This is a genomic window from Guptibacillus hwajinpoensis (assembly GCF_020524165.1).
Taxonomy (GTDB): domain Bacteria; phylum Bacillota; class Bacilli; order Bacillales; family Guptibacillaceae; genus Guptibacillus; species Guptibacillus hwajinpoensis_D.
This window is the reverse complement of sequence record NZ_JAIVKU010000009.1, coordinates 38,237-59,026: the sequence shown is the minus strand read 5'-3', so window position 1 is coordinate 59,026 and position 20,790 is coordinate 38,237. Positions and strand designations below refer to the sequence as shown.

Here is a 20,790-nt window from a genome sequence, read left to right as displayed (position 1 = left end):
TCTAGTGACGATGGCGAAGAGGTCACACCCGTTCCCATGCCGAACACGGAAGTTAAGCTCTTCAGCGCCGATGGTAGTTGGGGGATCTCCCCCTGCAAGAGTAGGACGTCGCTGGGCAACGAAGAAAGGCGAGAGACCAAACGGTTTCTCGCCTTTTTTGTATGGTTTTACGGATGGTTTTTAACTAGCTGAAAACCATCCTTTAGCACGTTCGCGGAATTAATCTCGAATTCGCGAAATAATATTGAATTTAGCGGAATTATCTCAAATATCGCGGAAAAAACGCTCCTTTTTCTTAAATTCACACAATCCTCTCTCAATCTCTATCATATGGTAAAAGAAAATTGCTAGTGGTACATATCTTAGAGAGAATTTCATACCCTTTGCCAGCGTCTGTCTACCTAATAAAAAGAAAAAACTTAATACGATCCCTACTAAGAAATTAACTTAGGTCTCTACTTCTTCAAAAGAAAGATTAGAGATTTATTCAAAAGGGTACAAACTCTAAACGTGCTCCTACTATCCTTGGTGTAGTAAAGTGGTTCACTCCTACCACATAGTTAACATCGTGACATATTCCTTCTCTTAACTTAAATCGTGAAAACTATAAAAATAAGCGTCTTGAATTTCGCATAAATGGAAAAGCTTAAAAGAGAAAGTGTCTGATAGGCCTGTTGCTTTGCAATCCAACTTAAACGCGTTATAATATAGTCAACGTCAAATATAGTCAAAGTCAATATGGGGACGGAGAGGAGGGAACTCTGTGAGGAATGTTTCCGATATTATTGAAGCATATTTAAAGAAAATTTTAATGGTTGATGGAAGGGATGCTGTTGAGATAAAACGAAGTGAAATAGCAGATAAATTTCAATGCGTTCCCTCGCAAATTAATTATGTCATTAATACTCGCTTTACGATTGAAAAAGGGTATATTGTGGAAAGTAAAAGAGGTGGAGGCGGATATATAAGAATTGTTAAAGTGAAGCCTGAAACCCACGCTGATTTAATTGATGAAATGCTCCAGATCGTCAAAAATCAAGTTCCACAAGTAGTGTCAGAAAATATTATTCTTCGTTTGCTTGAAGAAGAGGTTATTTCAGAACGAGAAGCGAAGTTAATGTTAAGCGTATTAGATCGTACAGTGATTACAATAGAGTTGCCATTAAGAGATCATTTGCGTGCAAATATGTTACGCGCAATGCTTACTGCTTTAAAGTATAAATAAAATCACTATGATAAGGGTAGATAAGGAGGGTTGCCCTATGACTTGTCAGGAATGTGGTGAGCGCCCTGCTACGCTTCATTTCACTAAAATAATTAATGGTGAAAAAACAGAAACTCATATTTGTGAAAAGTGTGCAAAAGAAAAAGGTGAGGTTGAGCCAGGCACTAACCATTTTTCTATCCATAACTTATTATCGGGATTACTAAATTTTGAAACCCCTATTGGTGAGAGTCCAGCACAGTCTTATTATAAGCCCGAGATTAGCCACTGTCCTAAATGTGGATTAACTTATCAGCAATTCACGAAAATTGGTCGATTTGGTTGTTCCGAGTGTTATAAAACTTTTTCCGATAAACTCGATCCTATACTTAAAAAAGTTCATGGCGGCAATACTGTTCACTCAGGTAAAATCCCTAAAAGGGCTGGAGCAGCTATAGAAATAGAGCGCAAAGTTCAAAATTTAAGAAGCAAGATGAAAGAATATATTGAGCATGAGGAATTCGAAAAAGCTGCAGAAACAAGAGATTTGATTCGTACCCTTGAAGACAAAAGTTCATCGGAGGGGGGAGAATAATGTCACTTCAGCATTTTATCAGTGAGGCTGTAAGCCCATGGATGAAAAACGAAGGTCCTGACTCAGATATTGTGATGAGTAGCCGTGTAAGGTTTGCTCGTAATTTAAAGAATTACGTGTTCCCAATCCTTTCTAATCGTGAACATAACTTAGAGGTGATTGAAGAAGTAAGAAGTCAATTTACCGACGTACCAGACGATCAGGTAGGGCAGCTAGAGTTAATCGAAATGGATGATTTAAAGCCTATCGAGAAACGGGTACTTGTAGAAAAGCATCTTATTAGTCCTAACCTTATCGAACATTCCAAAAATGGAGCTGTACTATTGAGTGAGAACGAAACGGTTAGCATCATGATTAATGAAGAAGATCATTTTCGTATTCAGTGCCTAGTAGCCGGATTTGAACTTAAAAAAGCATTGTCGCTAGCAAATTCTCTTGATAATTGGATCGAAGAAAAAGTGGATTATGCTTTCGATGAAAGAAAAGGGTATTTAACTAGTTGTCCGACGAATGTAGGAACTGGGATGCGGGCATCAGTAATGTTACATCTTCCTGCTCTTGTATTAACACAGCAGTTAAATCATATTATTCCAGCTATTAATCAGCTGGGACTCGTTGTAAGAGGAAGCTATGGTGAGGGAAGCGAAGCCTTAGGTAATATCTTTCAAATATCAAATCAAATTACACTTGGTAAGACTGAAGATGATATTATTGAAGATTTGCAAGGTGTGGTCAGGCAAGTTATTGAAAAGGAAAGAGCTGCTAGACGTGCCCTTCTTGATAACTCTAGAATTGAATTGGAAGATCGCATCTATCGAGCACTTGGTGTTTTGCAAAATAGTAGAATCATTCAATCAAAAGAGGCGGCTAAATGTTTATCAGACGTAAGACTTGGTATTGATTTAGGTCTTGTAAAAGGATTGTCTAAATCGATCTTAAATGAATTGCTGATTCTTACTCAACCAGGGTTCTTACAACAATATGCCGGGGCGAGTCTTACCCCTACAGAGCGAGATATTAAACGAGCTACTTTAATTAGAGAACGACTTGAACTTGAAGATCAACTAACGAAGAATGTGGAGGGTGATGAACAATGATGTTTGGACGATTTACAGAACGTGCCCAGAAAGTACTTGCACTAGCACAAGAAGAGGCAATCCGACTTGGTCATAATAATGTTGGAACTGAGCATATTCTACTTGGCTTGATTCGTGAAGGAGAAGGGATTGCAGCCAAAGCTTTAACAGCTCTTGGACTAGGATCAGAAAAAATTCAAAAAGAAGTCGAGAAATTGATTGGACGTGGACAGGATTCTGTTCAATCGATTCACTATACTCCAAGGGCTAAGAAGGTCATTGAGCTATCGATGGATGAAGCGCGTAAGCTAAGTCATTCTTACGTAGGAACTGAGCATATCTTACTTGGTCTCATTCGTGAAGGAGAAGGTGTTGCAGCTCGTGTTCTTAACAACCTTGGCGTAAGCTTGAATAAAGCGCGTCAACAGGTTCTTCAGCTCCTAGGAAGCAATGAAAGCTCTTCTTCTAGTCATCAGGGTGGTGGTGCCAGTGCTAATACCCCTACTCTTGATAGCCTTGCAAGAGATCTTACTGTCATTGCAAGAGACAATGGCCTCGACCCTGTCATTGGTCGAAGCAAAGAAATTGAGCGAGTCATTGAAGTCCTTAGCCGCCGAACAAAGAACAATCCTGTTCTTATTGGTGAGCCGGGTGTAGGTAAGACAGCGATTGCCGAGGGTCTTGCTCAGCAAATTATTAACAATGAGGTACCTGAAACGCTTCGTGATAAGCGCGTCATGACGCTTGATATGGGTACAGTTGTAGCTGGTACGAAATATCGCGGTGAATTTGAGGATCGCTTGAAGAAAGTTATGGATGAAATTCGTCAAGCAGGTAACATCATTCTATTCATTGATGAACTTCACACCTTAATTGGTGCTGGTGGAGCTGAAGGTGCAATTGATGCATCGAATATCCTTAAGCCTGCACTTGCAAGAGGAGAACTTCAGTGTATTGGTGCTACCACTCTTGATGAGTACCGCAAATACATTGAGAAAGATGCGGCGCTTGAGCGACGTTTCCAACCGATTCAGGTAAATGAGCCGACAAGTGATGAGTCTGCACTTATCTTAAAAGGACTACGAGACCGCTATGAAGCACATCACCGCGTAACAATTACTGATGATGCCATTGAAGCAGCTGTAAAGCTCTCGGATCGCTACATTTCCGATCGTTTCTTACCGGATAAAGCAATTGACTTGATTGACGAAGCCGCTTCGAAGGTGCGTTTGCGTTCTTATACAGCACCACCAAACTTGAAAGAGCTGGATAAGAAGTTGGAAGAAGTACGAAAAGAAAAAGATGCGGCTGTACAAAGTCAGGAATTCGAAAAAGCTGCTTCTCTTCGTGACTCTGAACAACGTTTACGTGAGCAGCTTGAGCAAACGAAGAAAGAATGGAAAGAAAAGCAAGGAAAAGAGAATCAGGAAGTAACTCCAGAAGATATTGCAATAGTTGTTGCGAATTGGACCGGTATTCCCGTTTCAAAACTAGAAGAACAAGAGACAGAGCGCCTCTTGAAGATGGAAGAGATTCTTCATAATCGCCTTATCGGTCAAGAAGAAGCAGTTAAATCGATTTCGAAAGCTGTGAGACGTGCTCGTGCAGGTCTCAAAGATCCGAAACGCCCAATTGGTTCATTCATTTTCCTAGGGCCAACTGGTGTAGGTAAGACTGAATTAGCACGTGCAGTTGCTGAAACGCTATTCGGTGAAGAGGATTCTGTTATTCGAATTGACATGTCCGAATACATGGAGAAACACTCAACGTCACGTCTTGTAGGGTCACCTCCAGGATATGTCGGTTATGAAGAGGGTGGTCAGCTAACTGAGAAGGTTAGACGTAAACCATACTCTGTTATCTTGCTAGATGAAATTGAAAAAGCACATCCGGATGTATTCAATATTCTACTTCAAGTGCTTGAGGATGGACGATTAACTGATTCGAAAGGGCGCGTAGTTGATTTCCGTAATACAGTAGTCATTATGACTTCAAACGTTGGTGCCAGCACACTTAAACGTAATAAATATGTTGGATTCTCAACAGAATCTGAAGGTCAGGAATACAAAGATATGAAAGGTAAAGTCATGGATGATCTCAAGAAGACTTTCCGTCCAGAGTTCCTGAACCGAATTGATGAGACGATTGTATTCCATTCACTTGAAAAGAAACATTTGAAAGAAATCATTGTTTTGATGGCTAACCAACTAAAGGCTCGTCTATCTGATCACGGGATTGATTTTGAGCTAACCGATTCTGCTTTAGATAAAATTTCTGAAGAAGGATATGATCCTGATTACGGTGCACGTCCACTAAGAAGAGCGTTGCAGCGCCATATTGAAGATCGTCTTTCTGAAGAATTGTTAAAAGGAAATATTGAAAAAGGTCAACGAGTGAAAATCGATTACAAAGAGAATGAGTTTGTTGTTGAAACTCTTTCTGAAGCAACTTCATCCTAAGAAATACAACCGGAAGTGTCATCTTCCGGTTTTTTTCTATTTGAGGAGTGGATTATTCCACTTAAGGGAAAGGTACTGGGATGAGAATCATACAAAAGTGATTTTAGGGGAGTTTAGAGGAATAAATGCTCTACAAATAAAGAATGATTTACCAAATTCACGGAACTTTTAAGAACGGCTAATCGTTATGAGTTCATAGGAACTTATAAGTTGTGATAAAATAAATCTAGTTATTTGTTCGGTTAATATTGAAAGTGAGGATGTTAGATGGCGAAGAAAAAAACGAAATTTATGTGTCAGGATTGCGGCTATGAATCTCCAAAATGGATGGGGAAATGCCCGGGATGTCATCAATGGAATACAATGGTGGAAGAAATGGTTCCTGGGGACAATGATCGTAGACGTTTTGTAACTTCAAGTAATGAAACAGCGAGTAAGCCGACGTCTATTCGAAGCATTCAAAAAGAAATGGAACCTAGAATACTTACGCACATCACAGAGCTTGATCGCGTTTTAGGTGGTGGTGTCGTCCCAGGTTCTCTTGTTCTTGTAGGTGGTGATCCGGGTATTGGGAAATCAACGCTTTTATTACAAACGTCATCAAAGCTTGCAGATCAAGATCATCCGGTTTTATACATCTCAGGTGAGGAGTCGGTCAAGCAAACGAAGCTTCGAGCAGATCGATTAGGTGTTGATGCAGAAAAATTATATGTATTAGCAGAGACAGATCTTGAGTATATTAGTAATGCGATTGAAGAAATAAACCCCCAACTTGTGATTATTGACTCAATCCAAACCATTTTCAGATCAGAAGTTACCTCTGCACCAGGTAGCGTTTCTCAAGTACGGGAGTGTACATCCCAACTTATGCGTATTGCTAAAACAAAGGGGATTGCTGTTTTTATCGTTGGGCATGTGACAAAGGAAGGATCGATTGCGGGTCCGAGACTTTTAGAGCATATGGTAGATGCGGTTCTTTACTTTGAAGGAGAGCGTCATCACACTTTTCGTATTTTACGCGGCGTTAAAAATCGATTTGGGTCGACAAATGAGATAGGCGTTTTTGAGATGAAAGAAGAAGGGCTTGAAGAAGTGCTCAATCCTTCAGAGATATTTCTAGAAGAACGCTCATCTGGCTCAGCGGGTTCGACGGTTGTTGCATCTATGGAAGGAACGCGTACGGTGCTAGTCGAAATACAAGCGCTGATCTCACCAACAAGCTTTGGAAATCCGCGTAGAACGGCAACCGGTATTGATCACAATCGCGTATCGTTATTAATGGCGGTTCTTGAGAAAAGAGTTGGTCTTCTTCTCCAAAACCAGGATGCCTATTTAAATGTGGCTGGTGGAGTAAGACTTGACGAGCCTGCAATTGATCTTGCTATTGCTGTTTCGATCGCTTCAAGTTTTAGAGACAAACCGACTCGTCCGTCTGACATTGTGGTAGGGGAAATTGGGTTGACTGGAGAAATTAGACGCGTATCTCGTATTGAACAGCGAGTGATTGAGGCAGCTAAACTTGGTTTTGAACGGGCAATAATACCAAAGAAAAACATTGGTGGCTGGACTTTTCCTGAAGGTATCCAGGTGATTGGTGTTCAGACAGTAGACGAAGCATTAAACGAAGCGCTAGGGGGATAGAAGATGGAGATTGATAAGCAGCAGGAAGTTATAAATGACATACTAAAAATTGTTGCTCCTGGTACGCAGTTACGGCATGGAATCGATAATATTCTTCGCGCAAATACCGGTGGGCTCATTGTAGTTGGGTACGATGGGAAATTACAGGAAATTGTTGATGGAGGCTTCTCAATTGAATGCCGCTTCACCCCTGCGTATTTGTATGAACTGGCAAAAATGGACGGAGCTATCATTTTAAACAAAGAAGCCTCGAAAATATTATATGCGAATACGCAATTAATTCCAGAGACGTCCATTTCCTCAACGGAGACAGGAATTCGTCACCGTACAGCAGAGCGAGTTGCCAAGCAAACAGGTAATCTAGTGATTTCGATTTCACAGCGGCGTAATGTGATTACTTTATATCAGGGAAATATTCGATATTCATTAAAAGAGATCGGGGTCATCCTGACAAAAGCAAATCAAGCGATGCAAACGCTAGAGAAATACAAATCAGTACTTGATCAAGGGATTACAGATCTTGGTGCGCTTGAGTTTGAAGAACTTGTAACTCTCCAAGAAGTGGCACAGGTTATCCATCGCATTGAAATGGTTTTACGAATTAAGAAAGAGATTCTTAATTACATTAATGAATTAGGGACTGAGGGACGATTAATTAGCATGCAGATGGAGGAGCTTGTCTCTAATCTTGAATCAGAGGCAAAGTGGTTGATTGGAGATTATGTGAAAGATGTTGATGAATCTCCTGCAGATGTTATGAAGCGTTTGAAGAAGCTTTCCAGTGATGATTTGCTAGAAGATAACGCCATTATGAAAATTCTTGGTTACCAGGATCAGAATGAGAATGTGACGCCTAGAGGATATCGCATTTTGCATAAAATTCCAAGATTGCCCTCTAATATTATTGAAAACCTGGTCGATAGTTTTGATAATCTCAACGCGATCTCCAAAGCTTCCATCGAGGAACTCGATCATGTTGATGGCATTGGCGCCATTCGAGCTAAGAAAATAAAAGATGGCCTGAAGCGAATTCAAGAACAACTTTTTGTCGACCGCCACATATAGGGCTATGAAATAGACATTCCATAGGGGGTGTGCTAATCTATAATTAATTTATAGTCATACAAGCTAACCTATAATCATACTATAAAATTCGCAAACTTCAAGGAATTACGTTTCAAATTTAATAATTTGTTTATAATGTTAAAAGGAGGTGAAAACGTCAATGATAAAGTGGATTGTACAGTTATTTTTTATCATTTTAGGCGGAGCACTGGGATTAGTATACTTACCAGATTTAATACAATTACTCAATATAGGGGATCTTCCATCAGTCTTTAGCAACTCTTATGCAGGTGCTGTCATTGGAGCGGTACTATTCTTTCTAGCAACATTTTGGGTAACAGATTATATTGTGGATTTTATTCGAATCATTGAAGAAAAGGTCGTTAAAGCACCTGTTGGGGACGTGCTATTTGGGTCAATTGGGTTGATTATTGGACTTATAATTGCATTTTTACTAAACGTACCTCTGGCTGAATTTAATCTTCCGGTTGTAAGTAACATTCTGCCTATTTTCATTACGATTCTGCTTGGCTATTTTGGGTTCCAGGTTGGATTTAAAAAGCGAGACGAACTCATCAATCTTTTCTCGAACCCTAAAGGGAAGGATAAGAAAAAGGATGCGGATGAGGATGGGATTGACTCTGGGTCTTCCAAGTTAAAGATTCTAGATACTAGTGTTATCATTGATGGAAGAATCGCTGATATTTGTCAGACTGGTTTTCTTGAAGGTACGCTCGTTATTCCGCAATTTGTTCTTGAGGAGTTACAACATATCGCTGACTCATCTGACGTCTTAAAACGTAATCGCGGTCGTCGGGGCCTCGATATTCTGAACAAAATACAGAAGGAACTTGAAATAAACGTTGAAATCTATGAAGGTGATTTTGAAGAAATCCAAGAAGTAGATAGTAAACTTGTGAAGCTTGCCAAGCTTGTTAATGGCATGGTGGTAACGAACGATTTTAACTTAAACAAAGTCTGCGAACTGCAAAAAGTTCAAGTGTTAAACATCAATGATCTAGCTAATGCGGTTAAACCGGTTGTGCTTCCTGGTGAAGAACTTAATGTTCAAGTTATTAAAGACGGGAAAGAATACAATCAGGGCGTGGCATATCTAGATGATGGTACAATGATCGTTGTTGAAGAAGGTAGAAATTATATAGGTAAGACAATTGATGTTCTTGTAACAAGCGTGTTGCAAACATCAGCAGGGCGAATGATATTTGCTAAGCCCAAGCTACTAGAGAAAGCACTTTAAGCGATAGACGACGGGGGTTCTAGCTTTGAAGTATTCGGTAGTCATTCCTGCGGCTGGTCAGGGTAAACGAATGAACGCAGGGAAAAATAAACAATTCATTATGCTTGAGGGAAAACCGATTATCGTTCATACGATATCGGTTTTTCAAAGTGATCCGCAGTGTGAAGAAATTGTGCTCGCTGTGAATGATCGAGAGCATGAAGATTTTCGGTCACTTATAGAAGAGTATGGTTTAACGAAAGTAAGTCATGTCGTAACAGGTGGACGTGAGCGGCAACAAAGTGTGTATGAAGGACTCAAAGCCTTGCAAGGAGAAAAGATCGTGTTAATTCATGACGGAGCACGTCCATTCTTTTCACATGAAGTTGCAAACAAAGTGGCGATAGCGGCATCATCTTATGATGGTGCCATCGTAGCTGTTCCAGTAAAAGATACTGTTAAACAAGTAGATCAGTTACAAGTAAAGAAGACGATTGATCGCTCGAGCTTGTGGGCTGTCCAAACGCCGCAGGCTTTTCGTCTGTCGGTGATTAAGGCGGTTCATCAATGGGCAGAAGCGAATGACGTCATTGGAACTGATGATGCCAGTCTAGTAGAGATGAATGGACGACCAGTTCACGTAATTGAAGGTGACTATTGGAATGTGAAATTAACAACGCCTGAAGATTTAATCTTTGCAAGAGCGATACTGCGTGAGAAAAAGGAGAGTTGAGTATAATGAGAGTTGGGCATGGGTTTGATGTACATAAATTAGTAGAAGGGCGTCCGTGTATCATTGGAGGGGTGACGATTCCGTTTGAAAAGGGGTTACTTGGTCATTCTGACGCCGACGTGCTTCTTCATTCCGTTGCAGATGCTTGTCTAGGAGCGATTGGGGAAGGTGATATTGGAAAGCATTTTCCAGATACGGATGAGGCATTTAAAGATGCTGATTCAAAGGAGCTTCTGCGTCATGTGTATGGCATTGTAAAGGAAAAAGGGTTTGTGCTAGGAAATGTAGACGGCACAATTATCGCTCAGCTTCCGAAGATGGCGCCTCATATTACAGCCATGCGTGAAGTTATTGCTGAATTACTTGAATCAGATATTAGCCAGGTGAATGTGAAGGCGACAACTTCTGAGAAGCTTGGCTTTACGGGCAGAGGAGAAGGAATTGCGGCTGAAGTTGTTGTATTGCTTCAAAAAGCTTGACCGATAATTTGACTCTAATGGTAGAATAATAAGACAGTTGAAGATAATAATTAATGGTGGTGGATCAAATGGGAAATGAAGTACGTGTACGTTATGCCCCGAGCCCAACGGGTTACTTACATATTGGGAATGCCAGAACGGCATTGTTTAATTATTTATTTGCTAGAAACCAGGGCGGTAAGTTTATTATTCGCATTGAAGATACGGATCAGTCTCGTAATGTAGAAGGCGGCGTTGAGAATCAGCTTGATTACTTAAAGTGGCTTGGTATGGATTGGGACGAAAGTATTGATAAAGAGGGCGAATACGGTCCATATACTCAAATGGAACGTCTCGATATTTATACGAAACATACAAAAGAGCTATTAGAAAAAGAGCTCGCATACAAATGTTATTGTACAGAAGATGAGCTTGAAGCAGAACGTGAAGCCCAGCGTGCACGCGGTGAAATGCCTCGTTATTCAGGAAAATGCCGTCATCTGACTCAAGATCAGCGTGAGAAATTAGAAGCAGAAGGCAGAGAGCCTAGCATTCGTTTTGCTGTTCCGCGCGACAAAGAGTACGCGTTTGATGATATTGTAAAAGACCGCGTATCATTTGAATCAAATGGAATTGGCGATTTTGTTATTGTTAAGAAAAATGGTATTCCCACTTACAATTATGCGGTGGCGCTAGATGACTATCATATGAAAATTTCTCACGTTTTACGCGGAGATGATCATATTTCAAACACGCCGAAGCAGCTGATGATTTATGAAGCATTTGGATTTGAGCCTCCTAAGTTTGGTCATATGACGCTAATCGTAAATGACCAAAAGAAGAAGCTAAGTAAGCGAGATAAATCAATCGTTCAATACATTGAACAGTATCATGACTTAGGTTTTCTGCCAGAAGCCCTATTTAATTTTGTTACGCTTCTTGGTTGGTCTCCTAAAGGAGAAGAGGAGTTATTTACGAAAGAGCAGCTTATTGAAATCTTTGATCCTGAACGTTTATCTACTTCTCCAGCCGTATTTGATTCACAAAAACTTTACTGGATGAATAATCAATATATTAAACAGTCAAGTCTTGATCGAGTTGTGGAGCTTGCGCTTCCACACCTTGTAGAAGCAGGAAGATTCCCGCTTGAAATGACAGCTGAACAAAAAGAATGGGCGAAGGAACTGATTGCTCTTTATCAGGAACAGCTTCACTATGGCAGAGAGATTGTTGAGCTTACAGAGTTGTTCTTTAAGCAAGAAATTCAGTATAATGAAGAAGCAATGACGGTGTTAAATGAAGAACAAATTCCTGAAGTGATGCAAGGATTTTTAGATCAGCTTAAAGATGTTGAAGAATTTGAGCCAGCGGCTATTAAGTCAGCGATTAAGGCTACTCAAAAAGCAACTGGACATAAAGGGAAAAAACTGTTTATGCCAATTCGTGTTGCAACGACAGGTGAAACGCACGGTCCTGAACTTCCGCAGGCTATTGCCTTACTTGGAAGAGAAACAGTTAATACACGCTTGAATCAAGTTCTTGCGATGAGTAAAGCCTAAACCATATAGATTTTCACAAACGTTGAAGAGGAGAAGTAAATGAGTGACATTCTTTTTAGAGAGAGCTGTCCCCGGCTGAAAGCAGCTTAAGGATTCACTTATTGAAATGCCCCTCTGAGTCTTCTTTCGAAAGCCATCATGGTGAATAGTTAGGAGCGGTGCCGCCGTTATCGGTGATAGGAGCATTTCTTAGAAGTGTTCGAAGCAGAGTGGAACCACGCGAAGGGCGTCTCTGTGTGATGAAAGCATCACACAGAGACGTCTTTTTTTAGTCAACTGACTCATCTGGCTAATGAAATGGCGTAACCATCTAATGCAATTTAACCTAATGGAAGTATGAGGAGAGGGGTGAACACATGTGGAAGACGCTGAAACAGGATATTGATGTGGTATTTGATCAAGATCCTGCAGCAAGAAGTTACTTTGAAGTGATCTTAACTTACGCAGGACTTCATGCGATCTGGTCTCATCGCGTGGCACATTGGTTTTGGAAAAAGAAATTCTTCTTCCTTGCAAGGGCTGTTTCCCAAATCAGCCGCTTTTTCACCGGTATTGAAATACACCCAGGAGCGACTATTGGGGAACGTTGTTTCATTGATCACGGGATGGGAGTCGTGATAGGAGAAACATGTGAGATTGGCAATAATGTCACGCTTTTTCAGGGTGTTACTCTTGGCGGTACTGGAAAAGAAAAAGGGAAACGTCACCCTACTCTGGAAGATAATACGCTCGTTGCGACTGGGGCAAAAATACTTGGATCGATAACGATTGGAGAAAATTCAAAAGTAGGTGCTGGGTCGGTTGTGTTGCAGGACGTTCCTGTGAATTCTACGGTTGTTGGTATACCAGGGAGAGTCGTCATCCAAAATGGTGTTAAAGTACCTCACCATTTAGATCATCATAAAATGCCCGATCCTGTTGCAGATAAATTCAAACAAATGGAGCAAGAAATGAAGAGTTTACAAGAAGAAGTTCGAACGTTACGAAAGAGGAGTGAAAACGATGGCGATTAAGCTATATAATACATTGACTCAGAAGAAAGAAGCGTTTCAACCCATTGAAGAAGGAAAAGTAAGAATGTACGTGTGCGGTCCGACAGTTTATAACTACATTCATATTGGAAACGCGCGACCGGCAATTGTCTTTGACGTTGTTCGCCGTTATCTTGAATATCGAGAGTATGACGTCCATTATGTTTCTAACTTTACAGATGTCGATGATAAGTTAATTCGTGCGGCTAAAGAGCTTGGTGAAGAAGTCCCGGCTGTCGCTGAGCGTTTTATTACAGCTTACCATGAGGATACGGGAGCGCTGGGTGTTAAGAAAGCGGATGAACATCCAAGAGTAACTGAAAACATGCAAGAAATTATTGATTTTATCACGGCTCTTATTGAAAAGAATTACGCCTATGAATCCGAAGGTGATGTGTATTTTAGAACACGTCAATTTGAAGGGTATGGCAAGTTATCACATCAATCCATTGATGAACTTCAATTGGGCTCTCGTATTGTAGTCGGTGAAAAGAAAGAAGATCCGCTTGACTTCACACTCTGGAAAGCAGCTAAAGAAGGTGAGATCTCTTGGGGAAGCCCATGGGGAGAGGGGCGCCCGGGGTGGCATATCGAATGCTCGGCAATGGCAAAGAAATATTTGGGTGACACAATCGATATTCATGCAGGTGGAAAAGACCTTGCTTTCCCACACCACGAGAATGAGGTAGCCCAAACAGAGGCGTTAACAGGTCACCCTTTTGCGAATTATTGGCTCCATAACGGGTATATCAATATTAATAACGAAAAAATGTCTAAATCACTCGGTAACTTTGTCCTCGTTCATGATTTGATTAAGCAACATGATCCAGAAGCTATTCGATTCTTTATGTTATCCGTTCATTACCGAAATCCAATTAATTTTGATCATGAGCTTTTAGCAAGTGCGAAAACAGGACTCGATCGCATTAAAGATACGGTGGAGAATCTTGAGCACCGTCTGATCAATAGCGCCGATCTTGCTGAAAATGTCCAGGAGTGGAAAGAAAAAATTGAAGGTTATCAGGAGCGATTTGTCAACGAGATGGACGATGATTTTAATACAGCTAATGCGATTTCTATTTTGTTTGAACTCTCTAAAGAAGCGAATCTTTATCTTCAAGAAACAAATTCTTCTAAAGAGGTTCTTGAACGATTTCTAGAGCAATTTGCTGATTTTGGCTCGGTTCTTGGTATTTCGTTTAAACAGGAAAAAGCACTTCTAGATGAAGATGTTGATCAGCTGATTGAAGAACGGAATGAAGCTAGAAAACAGCGTAATTTCAGCAGAGCAGACGAAATTCGCGATGAATTGAAAGAGCAGGGAATACTTCTTGAGGATACTCCTCAGGGCGTTCGCTGGAAAAGGATGTAGCATATGAAGGAAATTGATGTAAAGCAACTGAATTCTCTTGCACTGGCTTATATGGGCGACTCTGTTATTGAGATTAATGTGCGGAAGCGGTTGTTATCACTTGGGCACATTCGCCCGAATCAGTTGCACCGCACAGCAACAACATACGTATCTGCTAAAGCTCAGGCAGCTTATCTTCACTACGTACTGAAGCAAGAGTGGCTTTCGGAAGAAGAAGCGGGTGTTGTTCGTCGAGGACGTAATGCAAAATCTGGAACGGTACCTAAAAACACGAGTGTCAGCACGTACAAGTATTCAACTGCTCTTGAAGCGTTGTTTGGTTATCACTACTTACAGGGAAATGAACAAAGAGTAGATGAACTTTTGGAGAAACTTTATGAATTTGTAGAACAACCGAAGAAAGAAGTGAAGTGAGATGGATAAAGAATTTATTGTAGGACGAAACTCAGTTCTTGAAGCGTTACGATCGGGACATGAGATCAACAAGATTTGGATTAATGAAGGGTCCCAAAAAGGACCCCTTCAGAATTTGATTCAAAAAGCGAAGGAGCAAAACGTACTTGTTCAATTTGTACCTAAGCGGAAGCTTGAACAGTTATCTGGGGAGAGCAATCATCAGGGCGTTGTCGCTTCGATTGCAGCATACGAATATGCTGATATGGATGATTTATTTAAAAAAGCTGAGGAGTCTGGAGAAGCTCCCTTTTTCCTTGTGCTAGATGAAATTGAAGACCCGCATAATCTTGGTTCAATTTTAAGAACGGCTGATTCAGCAGGAGCGCATGGCGTAATTATTCCAAAGCGGAGAGCGGTTGGCTTAACATCTACAGTAGCTAAATCCTCGACAGGTGCCATAGAGTATATTCCTGTTGCGCGTGTAACAAATCTTGCTAGAACAATGGATGAGTTAAAAGAGCGCGGTATCTGGTTTGTTGGGACAGATGCACAAGGTGGACAAGATTATCGACAAGCAGATTATGATATGGGGATTGGACTAGTTATTGGAAGTGAAGGAAAGGGAATGGGCCGTTTGATTAAAGATAAATGCGACTTCCTTGTAAGCCTTCCGATGGCTGGAAAAGTAACCTCGCTCAATGCATCGGTTGCCGCAGGATTAATGATGTATGAGGTTTACCGACAACGTCATCCTCTGGGGGAGTAAGCATGGATGTGCTGTTAGTTGACGGGTATAACATTATCGGGGCCTGGCCAGAATTAAGATCTCTGAAAGAGAGAGACTTTAGTAAGGCGCGTGAGCTCTTAATTGAGAAAATGGCAGAGTATCAAGCCTATACTGGATATCGGGTGATCGTCGTATTTGACGCTCACCTCTCCCACGGTATTGAAAAGCGTCATAGTCAGTATCGGGTTGAAGTGATTTATACCAGAGAGAATGAAACAGCGGATGAGCGAATTGAGAAGATGGCAAGAGAACTCAAAGGAATTCGTACGCAAATTCATGTTGCCACGTCAGATTATACGGAGCAATGGGCTATTTTTGGACAGGGAGCCTTAAGGAAATCAGCTCGAGAGCTGTACAATGAAATGCAAGGAATTGAAAAAGGAATTGAAAAAAGTGTGAATACCGAAAATCGGCGGAATCGTTCGGCTGGCCTGCATTTATCTGAAGAAATTAGCGAAATATTTGAAAAATGGCGAAGAGGCGGTAAATAGGCGGTTGACGATTTTTCGACACGTACTGTATAATATTTCTATATAGCGTACTGGTCGGGGGGAACGCATATTGAGTACAGTAGACCTCAAAGAAAGCACGGTAGATCAAGAACAACAGTCGGTAGGCCAAAGACACCTGGAACACGCAGCATTCGATCAACTTGATGATGAACTGCTCGTCATCATGGTTCATGAAGGTCACAGTAGAGCGTTGGAACATTTGATTACGAAGTACAAAAATTTCGTACGCGCTAAAGCGAGGTCGTATTTTCTCATTGGAGCAGATCGAGAAGATATCATTCAAGAAGGAATGATCGGTCTGTACAAAGCCATTCGTGATTTTAGAGGAGACAAGTTCTCATCTTTTAAAGCGTTTGCCGAACTGTGTATCACCCGGCAGATGATTACAGCTATCAAAACCGCAACAAGACAAAAGCATATTCCGCTAAATTCTTACGTATCGCTTGATAAGCCTATTTACGATGAAGAGTCGGATCGGACATTGCTGGACGTTATTTGTGGAACAAAAGTGACAGATCCTGAGGAATTGATTATAAATCAGGAAGAGTTCGATGACATCGAACTTAAAATGTCTGAAATTTTAAGCGATTTAGAGAGGAAAGTGTTAATGCTTTACCTCGATGGACGGTCTTATCAAGAAATATCGGTTGATTTAAACCGACACGTTAAGTCCATTGATAATGCCTTACAACGGGTGAAACGTAAGTTAGAGCGTTATCTGGAACTTCGGGAAGTCAGCCTTTAATATGGACAAACCTATTAGAAATAAGGGGAGAGAGTAGGGGGAGGTCCCTACTCTTTTTCTGTGTCTGTCTTTCATAGGCTTTATTGACATGCTAAAACGCGCTATGATAAAGTTGTAAAAGTAAGAATGTCAATTTTTTGTTAGGTTTGTAAGAACGTCACAGGGTAGCTGAACGTTTTTTTATTTTGCTCTTTTTTGATATAAGAAAGCTTATATAAATACAAACTTCACTACTGCGCGGCTTAGGAAGGTGTCATTATGCGTAAAAAGGCAGTACTAGCATGTGTTCAATGCAATAGCCGAAACTATACAACTATGAAAAACTCACAGACAAGCCCGGCCCGCATCGAAGTTAAGAAGTATTGCAAATACTGCGGTGCTCATACTGTGCATCGTGAAACAAAGTAATGCCTCGCAGGGTGTTTGCTTTTGAGGCAAACGACATCAAAATAGATTCTCGGGGGAGTTTTCCGCCAGATTAATTGGGGGTAGCAAGTAATGGCAAGTATTGTTCAACGTTCTGGTAAGTTCTTTCGTAATGTCGCAAGTGAAATGAAGCGGGTAAGCTGGCCTACGCGTAAGGAATTGACTCGCTATACAATCGTAACTGTTACAACGGTTATTTTTATAGCTGTATTCTTTGCGTTGATCGACCAGGGTATTTCCTCAATAATCCGCCTCATTTTAGGATAAATCGTTATAAAAATTCATTCTCAAGGTTAGAATGAGAGAGTAAATGAGTTGGGGAGGGAAGGACACAGTCCTGCATATATGGAAAAAAGATGGTATGTTGTTCATACGTATTCAGGGTATGAAAACAAAGTAAAGACCAACCTTGAAAAAAGGGTTGAGACAATGGGCATGACGGATAAAATCTTTCGTGTTCTCGTCCCTGTAGAAGAAGAAACAGAAGAGAAAAACGGTAAGAAGAAAACGGTTATGAAAAAAGTCTTTCCTGGCTATGTTATTACTGAGATGGTCATGACGGACGATTCATGGTACGTTGTCCGAAACACGCCGGGTGTTACTGGTTTCGTAGGATCAAGTGGTGCCGGTTCAAAACCAACGGCTTTGCTTCCTGAAGAAGTAGAATCACTTCTTAAGCAAATGGGAATGGAACAGCCGAAAGCAGATGTAGACTTCGAGCTTAAAGAAAAAGTGAAAGTAAAAGAAGGTCCATTTGCTGATTTCGTAGGTTCTGTTGAAGGAATTGATATGGATAAAGGGAAAGTGAAAGTGCATGTCAATATGTTCGGTAGAGAAACGCCTGTAGAATTGAATTTTGGACAAGTTGAAAAGTTCTAATTGAAAAGTCCTTGCTTAACTTTTCGATTAATGATAGAATTTTAATGTTTCATGAGTCTCATACTAATCGAGACATTCAATTGATATATAAGGTGGGAGGGTGTAAACACCCAAATACCACATCACGGACTTAAGGAGGTGTGTCGCGTGGCTAAAAAGGTAATCAAAGTTGTTAAATTGCAAATCCCGGCTGGGAAGGCGAATCCTGCACCACCAGTAGGACCTGCACTAGGTCAAGCTGGAGTTAACATCATGGGATTCTGTAAAGAGTTTAATGCTCGTACTTCTGACCAGGCTGGTATGATCATTCCAGTAGAAATCACGGTTTTTGAAGACCGTTCATTTACATTTATCACTAAAACTCCACCAGCTGCAGTTCTTCTTAAGAAAGCAGCAGGGATCGAGTCAGGTTCTGGTGAACCAAACCGCAACAAAGTTGCGACTGTGAAGCGTGATAAAGTGCGTGAAATCGCTGAAACAAAAATGCCAGACCTTAACGCAGCGAATGTTGATTCTGCAATGCGTATGGTTGAAGGTACTGCACGTAGCATGGGAATTACGATCGAAGATTAATGTTACACAAGCCGTTGCGATTAAAAGGGATTCCTGCCTGTGTTTTACAGGTTCGCAACTTTTATTATGATGTCGTTCATTTGGCGTCATAAATAGTGGGAGGTTAATCCGCTAAACCACATTCAAGGAGGAACACAAAATGGCAAAAAGAGGTAAAAGATACCAGGAGGCTGCCAAGCTAGTTGAACGTACAACTTTCTATGAGCCTCAAGAAGCAGTTGAACTTGTGAAGAAAACTTCTGTAGGAAACTTTGATGGAACGGTTGAAGCAGCAATTCGTCTAGGAGTAGACCCGAAGAAAAACGACCAGCAGGTTCGTGGCGCGGTTGTACTTCCAAACGGAACTGGTAAAACTCAACGCGTTCTTGTTTTTGCAAAAGGCGAAAAAGCGAAAGAAGCTGAAGCAGCTGGCGCTGACTATGTTGGAGAAGCTGATTACATTGCTAAAATCAACCAGGGTTGGTTTGAATTTGACGTAATCGTTGCAACTCCAGATATGATGGGCGAAGTTGGTAAGCTTGGTCGCGTACTTGGACCAAAAGGCTTAATGCCAAACCCGAAAACTGGAACAGTAACGTTCGACGTTCAAAAAGCTGTTAACGAAATCAAAGCTGGTAAAGTAGAGTACCGCGTTGATCGTGCTGGTAACGTCCATGCACCGATTGGTAAAGTATCTTTCGAAGCTGACAAGCTTGTAGAAAACTTGAACACACTTGTAGAAACACTTGTGAAAGTTAAGCCTGCAGCTGCAAAAGGCACATACCTTAAAAACATTTCGGTTACATCTACAATGGGACCTGGTGTTAAAGTTAACGCATCAACTTACCGCTAATTAAATTAGCTGTTGACATTTGCGTAGCTATTAAATATACTTGTAAATGTTGTTTGATAAATTAATACTTTCTGTACCGTAGACAGCAGGAGTGCACTTGCACTTAATATCCTGCCGAGGTGTGAAGTGATTCGATACGTATGTAATCGTAAAGCCTTCATGTCTTCGGATGTGAAGGCTTTTTATATGACCTCATATTCCAGGGCGGTATAGATACATTTCTTTAGGAGGTGGAACTATGAGCAGTATAGTTGAACAGAAGAAGCAACTAGTTACGGAAATTGCAGACAAACTACGTGATAGCCAGTCAACAATCTTTGTTGATTATCGCGGACTTGATGTTTCTGAAGTAACTGAGCTTCGTAAGCAATTGCGTGATGCAAACGTTGAGTTCCGTGTTTACAAGAACACAATGACTCGTCGCGCAGCAGAAGAGCTTGAACTTACTGATTTGAATGAACACCTTGTCGGCCCTACGGCAATCGCGTTCAGCAATGAAGATGTTGTTGCTCCTGCTAAAATCTTGAACAACTTCGCTAAAAGTCACGAAGCTCTTGAAATCAAGACTGGCGTAATCGAAGGCGGCGTTGTTTCAGTAGAAAAGATCAAAGAACTTGCGGATCTACCAAACCGCGAAGGACTACTTTCTATGTTGCTATCTGTGCTACAAGCACCTATGCGCAATATGGCACTTGCTACAAAAGCTGTGGCTGATCAAAAGGAAGAACAAGGCGCGTAAATTAACCGTCTATCATTTGGTATAAATAAAACAAAAATTAAGGAGGATTTACTCATGGGTAACGAGCAAATCATTGAAGCAATCAAAGAAATGACAGTTCTTGAGCTTAACGACCTAGTTAAAGCGATCGAAGAAGAATTTGGTGTAACTGCAGCAGCTCCAGTAGCAGCAGCAGGTGGCGCAGCAGAAGGTGCTGCTGAAGAGAAAACTGAATTTGATGTAGTTCTTGAAAGTGCTGGAAGCAGCAAAATCAAGGTCATCAAAGTTGTTCGCGAAATCACTGGTCTTGGCTTGAAAGAAGCTAAAGAACTAGTTGACGGCGCACCAAGCTCTATTAAAGAAGGCGTTGCTAAAGACGAAGCTGAAGAGCTTAAGTCTAAGCTTGAAGAAGTTGGCGCAGTAGTAGAAGTTAAGTAGTCATTTGTCTGAAACAAAAGCTCGCTTTTAGAAGCGAGCTTTTTGTTATTTGAT

23 protein-coding genes, 1 rRNA gene and 2 other annotated features are annotated in these 20,790 nt (G+C 41.0%); all 24 genes read left to right on the top strand.

Annotated features, from left to right (window positions below; all coding sequences use genetic code 11):
• The 24 genes from rrf to rplL all read left to right on the top strand — a co-directional run bounded on the left by rrf (position 1) and on the right by rplL (position 20,736).
• Positions 1 to 117: ribosomal RNA gene (rrf, locus tag LC090_RS21170) — 5S ribosomal RNA — on the top strand.
• A gap of 646 nt (positions 118 to 763) precedes the next feature.
• A complete protein-coding gene (locus LC090_RS21165; RefSeq protein ID WP_224591345.1) occupies positions 764 to 1,225 on the top strand; it encodes a CtsR family transcriptional regulator in 462 nt (153 codons plus the stop codon).
• 37 nt (positions 1,226 to 1,262) lie between these two features.
• Positions 1,263 to 1,799 carry a UvrB/UvrC motif-containing protein gene (locus LC090_RS21160; protein ID WP_226660083.1) on the top strand — a complete coding sequence of 179 codons (537 nt, stop codon included), beginning with the start codon at positions 1,263 to 1,265 and terminating at the stop codon, positions 1,797 to 1,799.
• Positions 1,799 to 2,896, top strand: coding sequence for a protein arginine kinase (locus LC090_RS21155; RefSeq protein ID WP_226660082.1), 1,098 nt, complete (start codon positions 1,799 to 1,801; stop codon positions 2,894 to 2,896). Before LC090_RS21160 ends, LC090_RS21155 begins: the two co-directional genes overlap by 1 nt.
• Positions 2,893 to 5,334 carry an ATP-dependent protease ATP-binding subunit ClpC gene (gene clpC, locus LC090_RS21150; protein ID WP_226660081.1) on the top strand — a complete coding sequence of 814 codons (2,442 nt, stop codon included), beginning with the start codon at positions 2,893 to 2,895 and terminating at the stop codon, positions 5,332 to 5,334. The genes LC090_RS21155 and clpC overlap by 4 nt, the downstream gene beginning before the upstream one ends.
• A 267-nt stretch (positions 5,335 to 5,601) precedes the next feature.
• Positions 5,602 to 6,975 carry a DNA repair protein RadA gene (radA, locus tag LC090_RS21145; protein ID WP_226660080.1) on the top strand — a complete coding sequence of 458 codons (1,374 nt, stop codon included), beginning with the start codon at positions 5,602 to 5,604 and terminating at the stop codon, positions 6,973 to 6,975.
• Between the two features lie 3 nt (positions 6,976 to 6,978).
• Positions 6,979 to 8,040, top strand: coding sequence for a DNA integrity scanning diadenylate cyclase DisA (gene disA, locus LC090_RS21140; protein ID WP_226660079.1), 1,062 nt, complete (start codon positions 6,979 to 6,981; stop codon positions 8,038 to 8,040).
• A 160-nt stretch (positions 8,041 to 8,200) separates the two neighbouring features.
• Positions 8,201 to 9,298 (top strand): PIN/TRAM domain-containing protein, encoded by a 1,098-nt coding sequence (locus tag LC090_RS21135; RefSeq protein WP_226660078.1) that lies wholly within the window; start codon positions 8,201 to 8,203, stop codon positions 9,296 to 9,298.
• Positions 9,299 to 9,323: 25 nt separating this feature from the next.
• A complete protein-coding gene (gene ispD, locus LC090_RS21130) occupies positions 9,324 to 10,010 on the top strand; it encodes a 2-C-methyl-D-erythritol 4-phosphate cytidylyltransferase (protein ID WP_226660077.1) in 687 nt (228 codons plus the stop codon).
• Between the two features lie 2 nt (positions 10,011 to 10,012).
• The gene (gene ispF, locus LC090_RS21125) at positions 10,013 to 10,489 is read left to right on the top strand and encodes a 2-C-methyl-D-erythritol 2,4-cyclodiphosphate synthase (protein WP_226660085.1); all 477 of its coding nucleotides are present in this window, start codon (positions 10,013 to 10,015) and stop codon (positions 10,487 to 10,489) included.
• 68 nt (positions 10,490 to 10,557) lie between these two features.
• Entirely contained in the window at positions 10,558 to 12,027 is a 1,470-nt protein-coding gene (gltX, locus tag LC090_RS21120) for a glutamate--tRNA ligase (protein ID WP_226660076.1), read from the top strand.
• Between the two features lie 13 nt (positions 12,028 to 12,040).
• Positions 12,041 to 12,264: a binding site (T-box leader), on the top strand.
• Positions 12,265 to 12,383: 119 nt separating this feature from the next.
• Positions 12,384 to 13,040, top strand: a complete 657-nt coding sequence (cysE, locus tag LC090_RS21115; RefSeq protein WP_224591362.1) for a serine O-acetyltransferase — start codon at positions 12,384 to 12,386, stop codon at positions 13,038 to 13,040.
• Entirely contained in the window at positions 13,030 to 14,430 is a 1,401-nt protein-coding gene (gene cysS / locus LC090_RS21110; RefSeq protein WP_226660075.1) for a cysteine--tRNA ligase, read from the top strand. The genes cysE and cysS overlap by 11 nt, the downstream gene beginning before the upstream one ends.
• Before the next feature lie 3 nt (positions 14,431 to 14,433).
• Positions 14,434 to 14,844, top strand: a complete 411-nt coding sequence (locus LC090_RS21105) for a Mini-ribonuclease 3 (RefSeq protein WP_226660074.1) — start codon at positions 14,434 to 14,436, stop codon at positions 14,842 to 14,844.
• Between the two features lies 1 nt (position 14,845).
• Entirely contained in the window at positions 14,846 to 15,592 is a 747-nt protein-coding gene (gene rlmB, locus LC090_RS21100) for a 23S rRNA (guanosine(2251)-2'-O)-methyltransferase RlmB (protein WP_226660073.1), read from the top strand.
• A gap of 2 nt (positions 15,593 to 15,594) precedes the next feature.
• Entirely contained in the window at positions 15,595 to 16,104 is a 510-nt protein-coding gene (locus LC090_RS21095) for an NYN domain-containing protein (protein ID WP_226660072.1), read from the top strand.
• A 136-nt stretch (positions 16,105 to 16,240) separates the two neighbouring features.
• On the top strand, positions 16,241 to 16,870 hold the full coding sequence (gene sigH, locus LC090_RS21090; RefSeq protein ID WP_255648255.1) for an RNA polymerase sporulation sigma factor SigH: 630 nt from the start codon (positions 16,241 to 16,243) through the stop codon (positions 16,868 to 16,870).
• Positions 16,871 to 17,128: 258 nt separating this feature from the next.
• Entirely contained in the window at positions 17,129 to 17,278 is a 150-nt protein-coding gene (gene rpmG / locus LC090_RS21085; protein WP_226660070.1) for a 50S ribosomal protein L33, read from the top strand.
• A 90-nt stretch (positions 17,279 to 17,368) separates the two neighbouring features.
• Positions 17,369 to 17,563, top strand: coding sequence for a preprotein translocase subunit SecE (gene secE, locus LC090_RS21080; protein WP_098445961.1), 195 nt, complete (start codon positions 17,369 to 17,371; stop codon positions 17,561 to 17,563).
• Positions 17,564 to 17,641: 78 nt separating this feature from the next.
• Positions 17,642 to 18,175: a transcription termination/antitermination protein NusG gene (gene nusG / locus LC090_RS21075; protein ID WP_098445962.1), complete on the top strand. Its 534-nt coding sequence runs from the start codon at positions 17,642 to 17,644 to the stop codon at positions 18,173 to 18,175.
• Between the two features lie 147 nt (positions 18,176 to 18,322).
• The gene (rplK, locus tag LC090_RS21070) at positions 18,323 to 18,748 is read left to right on the top strand and encodes a 50S ribosomal protein L11 (RefSeq protein WP_048313309.1); all 426 of its coding nucleotides are present in this window, start codon (positions 18,323 to 18,325) and stop codon (positions 18,746 to 18,748) included.
• A gap of 139 nt (positions 18,749 to 18,887) precedes the next feature.
• Positions 18,888 to 19,580 carry a 50S ribosomal protein L1 gene (gene rplA / locus LC090_RS21065; protein ID WP_226660069.1) on the top strand — a complete coding sequence of 231 codons (693 nt, stop codon included), beginning with the start codon at positions 18,888 to 18,890 and terminating at the stop codon, positions 19,578 to 19,580.
• A gap of 58 nt (positions 19,581 to 19,638) precedes the next feature.
• Positions 19,639 to 19,774: a sequence feature (ribosomal protein L10 leader region), on the top strand.
• Positions 19,775 to 19,818: 44 nt separating this feature from the next.
• The gene (gene rplJ / locus LC090_RS21060) at positions 19,819 to 20,319 is read left to right on the top strand and encodes a 50S ribosomal protein L10 (RefSeq protein ID WP_226660068.1); all 501 of its coding nucleotides are present in this window, start codon (positions 19,819 to 19,821) and stop codon (positions 20,317 to 20,319) included.
• Between the two features lie 54 nt (positions 20,320 to 20,373).
• A complete protein-coding gene (gene rplL / locus LC090_RS21055) occupies positions 20,374 to 20,736 on the top strand; it encodes a 50S ribosomal protein L7/L12 (protein WP_226660067.1) in 363 nt (120 codons plus the stop codon).
• Positions 20,737 to 20,790: the final 54 nt, after the last annotated feature.